Origin of the sequence: Rhizobium sp. SL86, from assembly GCF_026672545.1 — a bacterium.
Lineage (GTDB): Bacteria > Pseudomonadota > Alphaproteobacteria > Rhizobiales > Rhizobiaceae > Neorhizobium.
The window spans coordinates 2,099,970-2,115,125 of sequence record NZ_JAPPRJ010000001.1; the positions used below are offsets into that span (position 1 = coordinate 2,099,970).

Annotated in this window: 15 protein-coding genes; 3 read left to right on the forward strand and 12 right to left on the reverse strand. The window is 61.7% G+C overall.

The genetic code is table 11. The features are described 5' to 3' along the window. Positions 1-144: 144 nt before the first annotated feature. Positions 145-1,128, reverse strand: a complete 984-nt coding sequence (locus OU993_RS10365; RefSeq protein WP_268156787.1) for a DMT family transporter — start codon at positions 1,126-1,128, stop codon at positions 145-147. 35 nt (positions 1,129-1,163) lie between these two features. On the opposite strand from OU993_RS10365, the gene OU993_RS10370 reads away from it, so the two are divergent. Continuing rightward, positions 1,164-1,646, forward strand: a complete 483-nt coding sequence (locus OU993_RS10370; RefSeq protein ID WP_268156789.1) for an Lrp/AsnC family transcriptional regulator — start codon at positions 1,164-1,166, stop codon at positions 1,644-1,646. Positions 1,647-1,662: 16 nt separating this feature from the next. On the opposite strand, the gene OU993_RS10375 is transcribed toward OU993_RS10370, so the two are convergent. The 8 genes from OU993_RS10375 to OU993_RS10410 all read right to left on the reverse strand — a co-directional run bounded on the left by OU993_RS10375 (position 1,663) and on the right by OU993_RS10410 (position 11,812). Beyond that, complete coding sequence (locus OU993_RS10375; RefSeq protein ID WP_268157652.1) at positions 1,663-2,682, reverse strand: 1-aminocyclopropane-1-carboxylate deaminase; 1,020 nt, start codon at positions 2,680-2,682, stop codon at positions 1,663-1,665. Between the two features lie 320 nt (positions 2,683-3,002). Then, on the reverse strand, positions 3,003-4,499 hold the full coding sequence (locus tag OU993_RS10380) for an amidase (protein ID WP_268156791.1): 1,497 nt from the start codon (positions 4,497-4,499) through the stop codon (positions 3,003-3,005). A gap of 16 nt (positions 4,500-4,515) precedes the next feature. Continuing rightward, positions 4,516-5,331: a sulfite exporter TauE/SafE family protein gene (locus OU993_RS10385; RefSeq protein WP_268156793.1), complete on the reverse strand. Its 816-nt coding sequence runs from the start codon at positions 5,329-5,331 to the stop codon at positions 4,516-4,518. A 6-nt stretch (positions 5,332-5,337) separates the two neighbouring features. Beyond that, a complete protein-coding gene (locus OU993_RS10390) occupies positions 5,338-6,720 on the reverse strand; it encodes a M20 family metallopeptidase (RefSeq protein ID WP_268156795.1) in 1,383 nt (460 codons plus the stop codon). 12 nt (positions 6,721-6,732) lie between these two features. Then, positions 6,733-8,379, reverse strand: coding sequence for a dipeptide ABC transporter ATP-binding protein (locus OU993_RS10395; RefSeq protein WP_442792945.1), 1,647 nt, complete (start codon positions 8,377-8,379; stop codon positions 6,733-6,735). Between the two features lie 5 nt (positions 8,380-8,384). Beyond that, entirely contained in the window at positions 8,385-9,284 is a 900-nt protein-coding gene (locus OU993_RS10400; protein ID WP_268156799.1) for an ABC transporter permease, read from the reverse strand. 1 nt (position 9,285) lies between these two features. Next, complete coding sequence (locus tag OU993_RS10405) at positions 9,286-10,203, reverse strand: ABC transporter permease (RefSeq protein WP_268156801.1); 918 nt, start codon at positions 10,201-10,203, stop codon at positions 9,286-9,288. 97 nt (positions 10,204-10,300) lie between these two features. Continuing rightward, positions 10,301-11,812, reverse strand: coding sequence for an ABC transporter substrate-binding protein (locus OU993_RS10410; protein WP_268156803.1), 1,512 nt, complete (start codon positions 11,810-11,812; stop codon positions 10,301-10,303). A 168-nt stretch (positions 11,813-11,980) separates the two neighbouring features. On the opposite strand from OU993_RS10410, the gene OU993_RS10415 reads away from it, so the two are divergent. Continuing rightward, positions 11,981-12,691: a GntR family transcriptional regulator gene (locus OU993_RS10415; protein ID WP_268156805.1), complete on the forward strand. Its 711-nt coding sequence runs from the start codon at positions 11,981-11,983 to the stop codon at positions 12,689-12,691. Between the two features lie 133 nt (positions 12,692-12,824). Here the strand turns inward: OU993_RS10415 and OU993_RS10420 are convergent, their stop codons facing one another. After that, positions 12,825-13,187, reverse strand: coding sequence for a hypothetical protein (locus tag OU993_RS10420; RefSeq protein ID WP_268156807.1), 363 nt, complete (start codon positions 13,185-13,187; stop codon positions 12,825-12,827). Positions 13,188-13,340: 153 nt separating this feature from the next. Continuing rightward, on the reverse strand, positions 13,341-14,186 hold the full coding sequence (locus OU993_RS10425) for a fumarylacetoacetate hydrolase family protein (protein ID WP_268156808.1): 846 nt from the start codon (positions 14,184-14,186) through the stop codon (positions 13,341-13,343). Between the two features lie 249 nt (positions 14,187-14,435). On the opposite strand from OU993_RS10425, the gene OU993_RS10430 reads away from it, so the two are divergent. Beyond that, positions 14,436-14,849 (forward strand): DUF4112 domain-containing protein, encoded by a 414-nt coding sequence (locus OU993_RS10430; protein ID WP_442792900.1) that lies wholly within the window; start codon positions 14,436-14,438, stop codon positions 14,847-14,849. 8 nt (positions 14,850-14,857) lie between these two features. On the opposite strand, the gene OU993_RS10435 is transcribed toward OU993_RS10430, so the two are convergent. Then, positions 14,858-15,037 carry a hypothetical protein gene (locus OU993_RS10435; RefSeq protein ID WP_268156810.1) on the reverse strand — a complete coding sequence of 60 codons (180 nt, stop codon included), beginning with the start codon at positions 15,035-15,037 and terminating at the stop codon, positions 14,858-14,860. Positions 15,038-15,156: the final 119 nt, after the last annotated feature.

Below are 15,156 nucleotides of genomic sequence, written 5' to 3' on the forward strand. Positions count from 1 at the left end.
TCGCATTCGCCCGGGCTAGCCGCGACTTCACGTCACGAATCGCATGGTAACAGGCGGCTTTCGAATGTGCAGCGAGAATATTGGTACGGACGGAGACGTTCTGCCGCAGGGTCGGGCGGCGTCGCTCGCAGAGCGTTGGTCACATCAGACGCGTTCCACCGGCCAGGCCTGCTTTTGATGTTCGTCTCGTTCGCGGGTCCGGCTGTTGACCCTGGCCTTCATCCGGACGGCCCAGGCCGCAATCACGATGCCGGACATGATCAGCGAAAAACCGAGCGATGCGAGGAAGGAAAGGGTCTCGCCCAGCAGCAGGACCGAAACGAAGGTGCCGATGACGGGGACGCCGAGCGTCAGATTGGACATCGTGAAGGTGGAGATCCGCCGTCCGACTTCGGTCGAGACAACAAAACAGAAGGAGGTCGCGACGGGACCGAAATAGATGATGAGGAGCAGCAGGTGCGGGCTCCACTGGATCGAGGTCGGCGGACCTTCGACCGCCCAGGCCAAGGGTATGAGAACCAGCGATGCCAGGGCCATTTCCCAGGGCGCCAGCTGCAGCGGTGTGGTCTTCCAGCGGTGCCGGCGGACGTGAAGGATGACAATCGACCAGCAGATGGCCGCCAGCACCAGCAGACCGGCGCCGAGCGGAACGCTGGAACTGGACCAGTTGAGCGATGCCGGCGAACACAAGATGATGATGCCACTCATGCCGGTTGCGACGGCAACAAGCTGGAGCGGGGTTGGCCGCTCGCGATAGAGAATTGCGGCGATCAGCACCGCCCAGAGCGGCGTCGAATAGGCAAGCACCGAGGCCCGTCCGGCGTCGATGAACTGCATGGCAATCATGCCGAGCCCGGTGAAAGCCGCCATCTGCAGCAAGCCGATGCTGAGTACGATCGGAAGATCCGGCAGGGTGGGAACCCGAATCTCGCGGCGCAGCGCGTTGAGCGCAAACAGGCAAAGGCCGCTGCTGGCAAAGCGGATGGCGGCCAGCCACAGCGGCGGCGCCTCGAGAACCGCCAGCTTCATGACCGGCCAGCTCAATCCCCATAAAACGATCATGCCGCCGAGCAGCAAGGCATCGGAAAAGGCACCTGCCGTGCTTGTCTTTTGTCCGGCGGTTTGCATAGGCTACTCCAGGTGTTTCAAAAAAGGCTGCCAGAATGAAAGAAACTCTCGCTCCCGATGGGGAACTTGATGCGATCGATCTGAATATCCTGCGTCATCTGCAACGGGATGGACGGCTGACGAATGCGGAACTGGCGACCAAGGTGAACATCAGCGCCGCCACCTGTCACAGACGCACGCAACGACTGTTCAAGACGAAGGCGATCAAGGGCGTTCGCGCGATCGTCGATCCGGCGGTCGTCGATCTCGAGGTGGTCGTCATGGTCGGTGTGGTTCTCGATCGCTCGACGCTTGAGTCTTTTTCCGACTTCGAAGCCGCGGTGAAAAAGCTCGGCTTCGTCATCGAGTGCTACGTGATTGCGGGCGACTACGATTATTTTCTGAAGATCCGCGTCAGCAGCATGCAGGCGTTCAACCGCCTGCATGGAAATCAGCTCCTCACTTTGCCGGGGGTTCGCCAGACCCGAACCTTCTTCGTGATGAAGGAGGTCATCGACAACGAACCACTCGTCTTCTGAGGATCGGCGACGGGGATCAGCCGTTGCGATAGGTGTAGCTGTAGCCGTTGATGGCCGGAGCGCCGCCGAGATGGACGTAGAGAACCTTCGAACCATCCGGGAAATAACCCTTCCGTGTCAGGTCGATCATGCCCTGCATGGATTTGCCTTCGTAGACCGGATCGGTGATCATGGCTTCCGTGCGGGCCGCCAGACGAATGGCTTCATTCGTCTCATGCGAGGGCACGCCATAGGCCGGATAGGCGTAGTCGTTGAGGATGACGATCTCGTCCTCGCGCACCTCGCGGCCGAGTTCGACGAGCGCTGCGGTGTTGTCGACGATCTGGCGAACCTGGGCGCGGGTCTGTTCCGGCGTGCCCGAGGCGTCGATGCCGATGACCCGGTCGGCGCGGTTCTGGGCCGCAAAACCAACAATCATGCCGGCCTGCGTGGAACCGGTGACGACGCAGACGACGATGTAATCGAACTTGATGCCCATTTCGGCTTCCTGGCGTTCGACTTCTTCCGCAAACGCGACATAACCCAGGCCGCCGAACTTGTGCACGGAGGCGCCGGCGGGAATGGCGTAGGGCTTGCCGCCTTCATCGATCACGGACTGGATCGCGTCTTCCCAGCTCTTGCGAATGCCGATGTCGAAACCGTCCTCGACGATGCGGCTGTCGGCGCCCATCAGGCGGGTCATCAGGATGTTGCCGACGCGGTCGTAGACAGCGTCTTCATGCGGAACCCAGCTTTCCTGCACGAGGCGGCACTTCATGCCGATCTTGGCCGCAACGGCGGCCACCATGCGGGTGTGGTTCGACTGAACGCCGCCGATCGAGACCAGCGTATCGGCGTTGGATGCGATCGCATCCGGAACGATGTATTCCAGCTTGCGCAGCTTGTTGCCGCCCATGGCGAGGCCGGAATTGCAATCCTCGCGCTTTGCCCAGATCTCGACCTTGCCGCCGAGCGCCTCAGTCAGACGGGGGAGGTATTCAATGGCGGTGGGGCCGAAGGTGAGCGGATAACGTTCGAATTTTTCCAGCATCGTGATCTCCATCTTTCACTGACCGAGTGATAGCAGAAGCCAAATGAAAGGTGCTCTCTAAGATGGCGCCGGATTTATAAATTTTCTCGGATATTGGCGAAGTTTACGTCAAAGAATCTCAATTGATTGGATTTCAATGAAAGATTCTTCCATAGGAAAATTCTCACATCCTGGATGACGGTCGGAGCCGGAACAGGGATGCGAAAACGCCTGTGCCATGGGTATTTTCCGACGAGGGAAACGACCCATGGCACAGGCGCGAATGACTGAGAGAAAAGGCGGCAGATGGCGGGTTGGTCGCGCCTGAGGCGACCAATCGAAAGGCCTTACCAGGCCGGGATGAAGCCTGGGCGATCGGCCAGGCGCGGGGCGGTTGCGAGCGCATCGAGATCGACGGCCGGCTTGCCGAATTCCGGGTCGTCGGCGAGAAGCGCCTCGATCTCGGCGGCGATCTGCAACAGGCGCAGGTCATCGAAGCGGCGCCCAACGATCTGCAGGCCGAAGGGCATGCCGAGGCTGTCTCGGCCGACCGGGATGGTGATGGCCGGATGCCCGGCAAGGGTCGAGGCATAGGCCATGGCCAGCCAATGGTAATAGCTTTTCGTCGTCACGCCATCGATCTCGCGCGGGTAGGCTTCATGCCAGTCGCGTGGGCTTATCGTCACCGCCGGGCACAAGACGAAATCGGTGGTTTCGAAGAAGACCTGCCAGTCGCGGTAATAACGCCCCTGCGCGGCCATCGCCTCATAGAAGTCGCGCGGACCGAAGGACAGTCCCTCCGCCACGTTGTCCTTGGCATTCGGCCCGAGTTTGTCCGGCGAGGACAGGAGGTATTTTTCATGGCCGATCATCGCCAGCCCGCGCAGCACGGAAAAGATGCGGTCGGCATCGGTGCAGGTCGGATGCGTCTCTTCGACCGGACCGAGGTGCGGCAGAAGCCGGGCTACGACCTTGCGGAAGGTTTCGCGCACGACCCGTTCGGTTGGGGCGAAACCGAAATCCTCGGTCACGGCGATTTTCTGGCCGGAAAGGTTGATGCGACCGGGGGCGGCGAAATCTTCTGGCCGCCAGGGCGTCTTGCCGTCCATCACGACGGTGAAGGGGTCCAGGCGGTCGGCGCGAGCGAGCACCGATAGCATCAGTCCGGTATCGGCGACGGAGCGCGCCATCGGGCCGCTGGTCGACAGATGCATGAGCGCTGCAACGCGCGTATTGCCGGGCACGATGCCGGGCGATGGGCGGAAACCGACAACCCCGCAAAAGGCGGCCGGATTGCGCAGGCTTCCGCCGGTGTCCGATCCCGTGGCAAGCGGGGCCATGCGTGCGGCGAGAAGCGCTGCCGACCCGCCGGACGAGCCTGCGGCGCTTTTGGTCGGATCAAAGGGATTGCCGGTTGCACCATAGACCCGGTTGATGGTGTTGCCTCCGAGGCTCCAGTCCGGATTGTTGGTCTTGCCGAGCGGGATGGCGCCGGCGGCGCGCATGGCGGCGACGATCGCGTCGTCCTTCGTGGCGATATTGTCCTTGAAGATTTCCGATCCGAAGGTCGTCGGCAGGCCCGCAACATCGATCATGTCCTTGACGCCGAAGGGCAGGCCGTGCAGTGGCCCGAGCGGCGCATCGGCCATGACCTGACGTTCGGCCTCGCGGGCCTCGTCCATGACGCGGTCGAAATCCGAAGCGACGAGCGCATTGATTGCCGGGTTGAGCTCCGTCACCCTCTTTATGCTGGCTTCCGCCAGTTCGACCGGGGAAAGCGCCTTCCAGGCAATCAGCCTTGCCGCTTCGCCAGCGCCGAGATCGGCAGGATTGCTTTTTCCCATGAACTGTCTCCCTGGTTCAGGCCGCTGCCAGCCCGTTCATCAACATCTTGAACGCCATCACCGAAATGACGACTGCAAAAATTCGTTTCAGCATTGCTGCCGGCAAATAATGGGCAAGCCGCACGCCGAGCGGCACGGTGAGCGTCGAGACCGCGACGATCAGCCCGAGTGCCGGCAGGTTGATGTAGCCGGCGGTGAAGGGGGGCAGGTTCACAACATTCCAGCCGCTGACGAGGAAACCAGAGACGGCGGCAAGTGAAATCAGCAGGCCGAGCCCAGAGGAGGTGGCGACGGCGCGCTGCACCGGCATGCCGTGCAGTGTCATCGCCGGAACGCCGAAGGAGCCGCCGCCGATGCCCATCATGGCGGAGAAGAAGCCGATCACCGTGCCATAAAGGCTGGCGAGCCAGGCGTTCGGCAGTCTCTCGGCGATCCGCCATTCCGCGCGGCCTAGCAGCATGTAGAGGCCAAGCGTCATGCCGATGCAGCCGAAGAGCAGCGAGAGGCTGGCCGAGCGCAGGCTTGCGGCGCCGAGCACGCCGAAGATCGCACCGATGGCGATGCCGGGTCCCCAGCGCTTCAGAAGTGCCCAATCGACCGCACCGCGGCGGTTGTGCATCGTCAGCGAGCGGATGGAGTTGAAGATGATGGTGCCGCCGGAGGTGGCGACACAGACCTGCATCAGCTTGTCGCTGCCATAGCCCAGGTGTTCGAAGACGAAATACAGTGCCGGCACGATGACGACGCCGCCACCGATGCCGAGCAGGCCTGCAATCAGGCCGGCCACGGCGCCGGTGGCCGCCATAAACGCCACAAGAAGAAGCGTATCCATCACGGATCAACTGCCGCGCTTCAGGTTGGTGGCCTTGTCGGCAATGTCGAGGAAGAGCGCCGTCATGATGCGCATGCCTTCTTCGGCGATCGACAGCAGGGCATGCTCGTTCGGGCCGTGCTGGCCGCATTCCGCATGCGAATGCGGAATCCAGACGGTGGGCAGGCCCAGAATGTCGGTAAAGGCGTCATTCGGCAACGAACCCGCAAGGTTTGGCAGGACATGCGGTGCCTTGCCGGAGCTTGCCGCGACCGATTGCTCGACGAACTTGACCCAGGGGTGATCCGGCGAGAAACGCGTTGCCTTGAAGGCCTCGCCGCGGCCGGGCCTGACCTCCACCATCGAAAAGCCGTGGGCATCGAGATGCCGGCGAAGCGCGGGCAGGATGTCGTCCATGTCGGTTCCGACGACGAAGCGCAGCTGGCAGGTGGCGCGGGCCGAGCCGGAAATGGCGTTCTGCGGCGCTGCAATATTGCCAGCCGATATGGCAAGTACCGCCATGGAATTCCAGCCGAAGACACGCTCCGACGGAGAAAGATCCGCTTCGCCCCAATCCGCATCGTGCCGGCGGGGCGGCAGGTCCTTGAGGGCTGCCCGGATCTCCGGGGTAAGGCTGGTCGGACGCCATTCGGGGATCTGGATCTGCCCGCGACGATCAACGATCGTGGCAATCGCGTGGGAGAGGATGATGACCGGATCGGCAAGCAGGCCGCCGAAATTGCCCGAGTGATGGTCGCCCTCGCGCAGGTTCACGACGAGATCGAAAGACATGCCGCCGCGCGACCCCATGAACATCGTCGGTGTGTCGGCCGCCAGGCGGGGGCCGTCTGAGGCAATCAGTACATCCGCCTGAAGCGCATTGCGCTTCGCCTCGAAGAATTCGCGCAGGCCGAAGGAGCCGGTCTCCTCCGCCATTTCCAGGATGATCTTGGCGTTGAAGCCGAGCCTGCCCGTCGTCTTGATCAAGAGGTCCAGCGCCTTGATGTTGATCAGGTGCTGGATCTTGTTGTCGGCGGTGCCGCGACCATAAAGCCGGTCGCCTTCCTGTTTCAGCAGGAAAGGATCGAGGCCCTCGCGCCAGCGATGCGCCTCGCCGTTGCAGACGTCGCCGTGGCCATAGATCAGCACGGTCGGCAGATCGTCACCCTCGTGGCGGGTGGCCAGAAGAAGCGGCGCGCCGCCCGCGCGTGGATTGTCCGATATCTCGGTCTGAAAGCCCATGTCGGCGAGACGCGGCTGCATCTCGTCGGTGAGATAGGCCATCAGGTCTTCGGGTTTTCCTTCCGACTGGCTGATCGACCGGTAGGCGACAAGGCGTGAAAGATCGGCGGCAAGCCCTCCCTCCTTGGCGTAATCCGACGCCCGGCTGATGATCGCGTCCCTTTGCATGTCCATGTTCCTTCAAGCGGTTTCGAGCGGCGGCAATGCTGCCATGTCCGGCGCTTCCCAGCCGCGTCCGGGCATGGCGGCCAGAAGTTTGCGCGTGTAGTCGTTTTTCGGATTGCCGAACACCTCGTCGACGCTGCCGTATTCGACGGCGTCGCCCTTCTGCATGACGAGGATGTGATCCGAGATCTCCGCGGCGACGCGAAGATCGTGGGTGATGAAGATCATCGTGAGCCCGACCCGCTTCTTGATGTCGTCCAGCAGTTTCAGCACGTCTTTCTGCACCGAGACATCAAGCGCCGACACCGCCTCGTCTGCAATCAGGATCTTCGGTTCGACCATCAGCGCACGGGCAATCGAGATGCGCTGCCGCTGGCCGCCCGAAAACTGGGAGGGGAAACGCTCGAGCGCATCTTCCTCCAGCCGGACGATCTTCAGGAGTTCCTTGGCCTTTTCCATCGCCACCTGGCGCGGCACGCCGAAATTGAGGGGGCCTTCGACGAGAAGATCGCCGATCCGGCGGCGCGGATTGAGCGAGCCGTAGGGATCCTGGAAAACGATCTGGATGTTCTTGCGGAAGGCGCGTCGCCCGGCAGCGGTTGTCGTGTCGAGCCGGGTATTGCCGATCCATACCGAACCCTCGTCCGGTTCCGTCAGGCCCATCAGGCAACGAACCAGGGTGGTCTTGCCAGAGCCGGATTCGCCGACGATGCCGAGCGTCTGCCCCTCCAGGACGGTGAAATCGATCGGTTTGACGGCCTGAACGGTGCGCGCCGGCTTAAAGAGCGTGCGCGGCGTGCGAAATGTCTTTTCGATGCCGGCCACCCGCAATCCGATCTCATGGTCGGTCGACGGTGTTCCCTTTGCAACATGCCGGCGCGGTACGGCATCGATCAGCATGCGCGTGTATGGATGACGCGGTCGGTTCAGCACTTCGTCGGCCGGTCCCTGTTCGACCACCACGCCTTTCTGCATGACAAGCACCTGGTCGGCGAGTTCCGCCACCACGTCGAAATCGTGGGTGACGAAGAGAATGCCGGCCTGCCGGCTTTCCTTCAGCTCCTTGAACATGTCGAGGATTTGCGATTGCGTCGTAACGTCGAGCGCCGTGGTGGGTTCGTCGGCAATCAGCAAACGCGGCTCCATCGCCAGTGCCATGGCAATCACGATGCGCTGGCGCTGGCCGCCGGACAGCTGGTGCGGATAGGCGTGGTAGATGCGCACCGGATCGGGAAGATGGACCTCCCGCAGAAGTGCCACCGTGCGCTCCCGCTGTTCGCTGCGCGACATGTCGGAATGGGCGCGAAACACCTCTTCGATCTGTTCGCCCACCGTGTAGCAGGGGTTGAGCGCGCTCATCGGCTCCTGAAAGATCATGCCCATGCGGGCACCACGAAGGGCCGCATGTTCATTGGCCGAGAGTTTCAGGACATCGCGTCCCTCGAAGTGGATTTCGCCGGAGGAGACGGAGAGCGCCTTCGGCAGCAGTCCCATCGTGGCAAACGAGGTGATCGATTTTCCGGAGCCGGATTCGCCGACAATGCAGAGGATCTGGTTCTTCTTGATCTCCAGCGAGAGATTGCTGACCGCATACGGGCGGTCGCCGCCCACCGGCAGGGAAATGGTGAGATTGCGGATCGAAAGGATGGGATCGTCGGGCATCATCATCAGTTCCTTCCTTCCGGCGCGGTGATGTCGCGGATGCCATCGCCCAGCAGGTTAATGGCGAGCAGCAGGACAAAGAGGGCAATGCCCGGGATCGTGATCAGCCAGCTTTCGAACAGCAGCATTTCCTTGCCTTCCGAGATCATCAGTCCCCAGGACGGTGTCGGCGGCTGGACACCGAGGCCGAGGAAGGAAAGGGCTGCCTCAAGGATGATGGCATGTGCCATCTCCAGCGTCATGATGACGATCAGCGCGTTCATGACATTCGGCAGGACATCCTTCCAGAGAATGCGGGGCAGGCTTGCACCCAGCACTTCGGCGGCCGCAATGTAATCGGCCTGTCGGACCTGCATGGTGGCGCTGCGCAGCACGACGGCGAACCGGTCCCAGAGGAGCAGGCCGAGGACGGTGATGACGACGGTGAGCGAGCCGCCGAAAAGCGCGACGACGGCCAGCGCCACGAGGGTCGCCGGAAGCGCCAGTCGGACGGAGACGAGGAACATCACGACGGCATCCACCTTGCCGCCGAAATAGCCGCCGAGCACGCCGAGCGTCGTGCCGATGACGGCGGAAATCGCGGCTGCGACGAGGCCGATCATCAGCGACACGCGGGCGCCGTAGATCAGGCGCGACAGGTAATCGCGGCCAAGCGCATCGGTGCCGAGAATGTGCTTCCACTCACCACCCAGGAAGACCGGCCGGGCCATGCGGGCCAGGAGATCCTGCTTGTAGGGATCGTAAGGCGCCAGCAACGGAGCGAGGAGGGCGATCAGTGCGACCGTCGAGACCACCAGGAAGCCGGCCATGAAACCACGGTGTTTCCAGGCCTTGCGCATCAGGAGCCGGAACGGGCTGTCGACTGCGGCATCGCGGAGCGCGGGAGAAGAGATTGTTTGCGTCATGTCAGGCAGCCCTCAATCTGGGATCGAGCCAGGCGTTGAGAATATCCGCCAGGAACGTGAAGACGATGTAGAACATGGAAAAGATCAGGATCAGCGCCTGCATGGTGGGCAGGTCGTTGCGCGAGATGGACTCCCAGGCAAGAAACCCGGCGCCATGCAGCGCAAAAATGGTTTCCACGACGACCGATCCGCCGAACATGAAACCGAGCTGGACCGCCGCCAGGCTGACGACCGGGATGATGGCATTGCGCAGCGCGTGTTTGAACATCACCACTCGCCAGCCTAGGCCCTTGGCGCGGGCGGTGCGGATGTAATCGGCGGAGAGGACCTCCAGCATGCCGGCGCGCGTCAGCCGCATGATGGCCGGTGTCGCATAATAACCGAGCACGATTGTCGGCAGGATGTAACCCGTCCAGGTGCGCGTGCCGGATGCCGGCACGAGGCCAAGCTGGACCGAAAAGATGACGATCAGGATCAGACCGAACCAGAAGCTCGGAATGGCCTGGCCAACGACAGCGACGGTGAGCGCCGTACGGTCAATGATCGTGTTGGGGAAGGCGGCGGCGAGAACGCCCATCGGGATGGCCAGGAGAAGCGCAAAGCCCATGCCGAGCCCGCCGACGGTCATGGTGACCGGCAGGCGTTCGGCGATCATCTGGGAGACGGGCGCCTTGAAATAATAGCTCACCCCGAAATCGCCGGTCAGCGCCTTGCCGCACCACTCGACATACTGAACGAGGAGCGGACGGTCGAAGCCGTATTCGTGGCGAACCTTCTCGATCACCTCGTGGGTCGCCGATTCTCCGGCAATCGAGATGGCCGGATCGCCCGCCATGAACAGCAGCAGGAAGCTGATGAAGGAGACGGTCAGCGCAACTAGGGCCGCCATTCCCAGCTTCATCATGATATATTTGAACATCGCAGTGTCTCCGACAATGGACGCCATCCGGCGCCTCGGATGCCATCGGACATGGGCAGGCGTCCTTGACGCCCGCCCATGGTGCTGATGACGGGCGTTATTTCCAGCCGATCGCGTAGAAACGGATCAGTTCATCCGGGGTCGGAGCAAAATCGAGATCGGTGCCCATCACGTAGTTGCTCGAATAGGTCCAGAGCGGCACCCAGTAGGCCTTGTCGGCGATCTCGGAGAGCGCCTTGGAATAGGCTTCCTTGCGTGTTGCATCCTCGACGGAGGTGTCACCCTTGTCGAGCAGTGCTGCCACGTCCTTGTCGCGGGCGTCATCCTCGCCCCCCATCTTGAAGAAGGCGCTGGTGATGGCGGAGACGTCGGCGACCGAGTTCGAGCCCCAGGTCATGAAGGCCATCGGCGTGCCGTCCTTGATCCGCTTTTCGCGCAGGGCCGCATACTGCATGTAGTTGAGCTTGGCGGTGATGCCGACTTCGGCCAGCATGCCGATCATGGCTTCGGCCAGCGGCTTGTCGCGATAGGCATAGAATTCGATCTCGAAACCCTTCGGGTAACCGGCCTCGGCCAGCAATGCCTTCGCTTTTGCCGGATCGTAGGCGTAGCTCGTCACCTTCTGTTCGCAGCCGAACTGGACGGGGGCGCAGGCGCTGTTGATCTCCTCGGACGAACCCTTCATCAGGGCCTCCAGGATGCCCTTGCGGTTGATCGCGTGGTTGACCGCCTGACGGACTTTGAGATTGGTCATCGGGTTCTTTTCGCCGGTGCGGCCGGCGGCATCGAGCGAGATGTAACCGACGCGCATGGTGGGCGCGTTGATGATCTGGAACTTGCCCATGCTCTTCATCTTGCCGGCCTGGTCCGGCGGCACGCCCCAGGCCAGATCGATATCGCCGTTAAAGAGTTCGGCCATCTGGGTGTTGGTGTCGGGGACGGTGCGGATATCGACGGTTTCGATCTTCGCCTTCGGCTTGGCGGCAGCGAAATAATCCGGATTGCGCTTCAGCACGAAATGCTTGCCCGGCTCGACGCTCGTGATCATGTACGGGCCCGTTCCGACCGGCTTGGTGGCAACGCCCTGCTGGCCGACCTTGGCGTAATATTCATTCGGGTGGATGATCACCGGTCCGGCGAGATATTCCAGCGCGGCAGGGAACGGTCCCTTGGTGTGGATGCGAACCGTGAACTGGTCGACCTTCTCGGCGCTGGCGATCCAGCCGGTGTTCGGCTGCGATTTGGTGCCGTTGGCTGGGTCGACGACGTAGTTCAGCGTAAAGACAACGTCGTCGGCATCGAAGGCTTCGCCGTTGTGAAACTTGACGCCCTTGCGCAGGTTGAGTTCGAGCGTGGTGTCATTCAGCCATTTCCAGTCGGTCGCAAGGTTGCCGACATATTTGCCGCTCTGCGGATCCCGATACAGCAGGCCGTCCCACACCGACATCCCCAGCAGAACGCCCTCGCGGGCGGTGTTGTAATAGGGGTCGACGTGCTCCAGTTCCTTCGAAAATGCAATGTTGAGGGTGTCGTCCGCCTTGCCGGCATGGGCGCCTGTCGACAGCAGGCACAGCGGCAAGAGGACGGCGGGCAGTTTCCAAAGCTTCATTTTCGCGTTCCCTTTATGTTGATTAATTTTTATGCGTTTCTTGATTGAGCCTATATTGTAGATCATTTTTACGGATTGTGTACAAGTTTTTTGAGATTGGATACGGACCAATCCGATTGCATTTTCCTGTGCGTTCGTGAAAGGATGTGGACCGGAAGGAGATCCGCTGTGTCTGAACCCCGTCAACCCGCCGCCAAACTGATCTACGAGCGTCTCGAGACCATGATTGCCGAGGGGCATTTCAAGGATGGGGAACGGCTGGATGAAACGATGCTGGCCCAGGAATTCGGCGTTTCCCGCACGCCGCTGCGGGAAGCCTTGCGGCAATTGACGGCCAATGGTCTGACGGAGACCTTTCCCAACCGCGGGACCTTCGTGCGCCGGCCGGATTTCGTGCGCATCGTGGAAATGTTCGAGGTCATGGCGGAGATGGAGGCCTGGTGCGCGCGCCTGGCGGCCACGCGGGCAACGGCGGCTCAATTGCTTCTTCTGCGCCACGCTGCCTCCCGCTGCGAAGCAGCATTGCAGGAAAACGATTCACGCGCGTATTACGCGCATAACGAGACCTTCCACCGGCTGATCTACGAGGCGTCCGGGAATGGCTTCCTGGCCGAAGAAACCAGTGCAATGCAGGGCAGGCTGAAGGCCTTTCGGCAGGCGCAGCTTTTTGTGCCCGACCGTCTGGCGCGATCGATGCAGGAACATCGGATGATCCTGAAGGCGCTCGAGGCGCAGGATGCGCCGGCTGTCGAACGGCTGGTGCGTGATCATGTGCGCATCCAGAGCACCACCTACCAGGAATTCCGGGCTCCGGACGATCTGGCGGAGGGCGCCGCCTGGTTCGACAAGGCGGCGAGCCGAAAGGCATCAACGGTCTGATGATCGGGGGCGGAGATCACGCCAGACCTGACGGTATCAAGGGGTGCGGATCAAACGAGGGCAGATTGTCTCATGCCCTCGTCATTCTTCGATCGTTCGGAAAAACCTGACGGTTTCGCGATCAGGCCAGTCGTCAGACGTAGGTTTCGCGATTGCCGAATTCGGTTTCTTCGTCGTAGTTCTTTGTGCCGATCCGCTCGCTTTCGCCGGAAAACTGCTGTGTCGGCTGCTCGGTCTCGGTTTCGGTCTTGGTTTCTTTCTTGGCCTCTTCGGCCTTCGCCTTTTCGATCTTCTGCTGGAGGACTGCGATCTCGGCTTCGAGATCCTCCTTTTCCTCCTCGTCTTCCGTCTCTGCAAGCTTCGCTTGCTTGGTTGCGAGTTCCGCCTCGAGAGAGGCGAGATCCGTGCTGGACGACGATGAACTCGACGATGATGTCGAGGAGGAACTGCTGGAACTCAGCAGCGATGTTGCTGCACTGGATACGGCTTCAACCATGGGAAACATCCTTCGTGTCAGTTTGCCCCACCATAGTTCCGGAAACCTAACACAGATTTAATTTCTTGTACCAAGAAGTACTATATTCAATAATACGCATAAAGCCGGGAGATCGTCCCGGCTTCTGTGCTTATCTGCGTGACGGAGAATGTTTCAGCGATCCGCCTTAAACGTCTGCTTCTGGCTGCCGAGGCCTTCGATGCCGAGTTCCACCACGTCGCCGGGTTTGAGATAGCGCGGCGGCTTCATGCCCATGCCGACGCCGGGCGGGGTGCCGGTCGAGATGACATCGCCCGGATGCAGCGACATGAATTGCGAGAGGTAGGAGACGAGGAAGGCGACGCCGTAGACCATCGTGGAGGTCGTGCCGTCCTGCATCGTCTCGCCGTTGACCTTCAGCCACATGGACAGGTTCTGCGGATCGGTGATCTCGTCCTTCGTCACCAGCCAGGGGCCGATCGGCCCAAACGTGTCGCAGGACTTGCCTTTGGTCCACTGGCCGGAGCGTTCGGTCTGGAAACCGCGTTCGGAGACGTCATGGCTGACGCAATACCCGGCGACGTAGTCCAGAGCCTCTGCCTCGCTCACGTATTTCGCCGTCTTGCCGATGACGATGCCGAGTTCGACCTCCCAGTCGGTCTTTTCCGAACCGCGCGGGATCAAGACGTCGTCGTTCGGGCCGCAGATTGCCGAGGTGGCCTTCATGAAGATCACCGGTTCGGGCGGAACCGCCATGCCGGATTCGGCGGCGTGGTCGGAATAGTTCAGTCCGATGCAGATGAACTTTCCGGTGCCGGCGACGCAGGCGCCGAGGCGTTCGGCGGAGGATACCTCCGGCAGCGATGCCGGATCGATCGCGGCCAGTTTCGCCAGCGCCTCCGGATCAAGGGCTGCACCCGACAGGTCGGAGAGATGGCCGGAGAGATCGCGGATCGTGCCATCGGCAGCCAGAAGGCCGGGTTTTTCGGCGCCGATCGGGCCGTAACGAAGCAGTTTCATGTGTCGGTTTCCTTCCCTTGATTGTGCCCTCACGGCCTCAGCACATGCCCGCGCAGGCTTTAAGCGCCCTGTCATCCCGCGTTCGTTCGTTGCATGCAAGGGCGGTTTGGCTTGTGCCGGTCCTCTCGTCTTCCCACATGGCAGGTGAACATGCCGGTAATTCGTGTATCGGCAGGATGGAAGACGGAGACGGCAAGGAACCGGCCAGCCGTCCCGTCGTTGAGCACCTGACGCGGATGGAGGACGACGATGGCCGGAGCGGAGACATTTGAGGGGCGCACAAGTCGCGGGGCAATGCTGGACGCGCAGGCCACGCGGCGGCTTGCCAAACTCGCCAGAGTGGCGCGGTTGATGGATACGGCGCTGCGTATTCCCGGCACCAGCATCCGCTTCGGGGCGGATTCGATCCTCGGACTCGTGCCGGGTGTGGGAGATGCGGCGGGCGCGCTGGTCGGCCTTGCTATCCTCCACGAGGCACGCAAGCTCGGGCTGCCCGGCGACAAGCAGGTGCAGATGCTGGGCAATGTCGCAACCGATGCCGTTCTGGGCAGCGTTCCGGTGCTCGGCGACCTTTTCGACGTCTATTTCAAGTCGCACCGGCGCAACATCCAGATCATCCTGGATCACTTCGGACTGACGCATGAGGATCTGAACAGAGGCTGAAGCAAGCCTCACTTCGCCGCCTGCCGCTTCGGCAGACGGAAGCTCAGCCGGCCATGCTTGAGGAGATGCTGCAGCGGGCGCTCCACGGTTTCATAACCCACGACCCCGAGCGCGGTGCAGGTGATCGCAGCCGCCCAGGTCAGAAGCCATCCCTCCATTCCGGCAAGAGGCCCAAATTTCACCACCACCGAAATCGCCAGCCTATGTCACCACCTCGCTCGCGCCGCTCGGCGGCGCAAAACAGTACCACGGCGAGCGCCGCAATCGCTCACGAAGACTGGATACGTGCAATGTCTGCATCTTCGCC

Coding starts and splice junctions, on each gene's coding strand:
- OU993_RS10365 (WP_268156787.1), bottom strand. CDS start 1,128: ATGCAAACCGCCGGACAAAAGACAAGCACGGCAGGTGCCTTTTCCGAT.
- OU993_RS10370 (WP_268156789.1), top strand. CDS start 1,164: ATGAAAGAAACTCTCGCTCCCGATGGGGAACTTGATGCGATCGATCTG.
- OU993_RS10380 (WP_268156791.1), bottom strand. CDS start 4,499: ATGGGAAAAAGCAATCCTGCCGATCTCGGCGCTGGCGAAGCGGCAAGG.
- OU993_RS10385 (WP_268156793.1), bottom strand. CDS start 5,331: ATGGATACGCTTCTTCTTGTGGCGTTTATGGCGGCCACCGGCGCCGTG.
- OU993_RS10390 (WP_268156795.1), bottom strand. CDS start 6,720: ATGCAAAGGGACGCGATCATCAGCCGGGCGTCGGATTACGCCAAGGAG.
- OU993_RS10395 (WP_442792945.1), bottom strand. CDS start 8,379: ATGCCCGACGATCCCATCCTTTCGATCCGCAATCTCACCATTTCCCTG.
- OU993_RS10400 (WP_268156799.1), bottom strand. CDS start 9,284: ATGACGCAAACAATCTCTTCTCCCGCGCTCCGCGATGCCGCAGTCGAC.
- OU993_RS10405 (WP_268156801.1), bottom strand. CDS start 10,203: ATGTTCAAATATATCATGATGAAGCTGGGAATGGCGGCCCTAGTTGCG.
- OU993_RS10410 (WP_268156803.1), bottom strand. CDS start 11,812: ATGAAGCTTTGGAAACTGCCCGCCGTCCTCTTGCCGCTGTGCCTGCTG.
- OU993_RS10420 (WP_268156807.1), bottom strand. CDS start 13,187: ATGGTTGAAGCCGTATCCAGTGCAGCAACATCGCTGCTGAGTTCCAGC.
- OU993_RS10425 (WP_268156808.1), bottom strand. CDS start 14,186: ATGAAACTGCTTCGTTACGGCCCGATCGGCGCCGAAAAACCCGGCCTT.
- OU993_RS10430 (WP_442792900.1), top strand. CDS start 14,436: ATGGCCGGAGCGGAGACATTTGAGGGGCGCACAAGTCGCGGGGCAATG.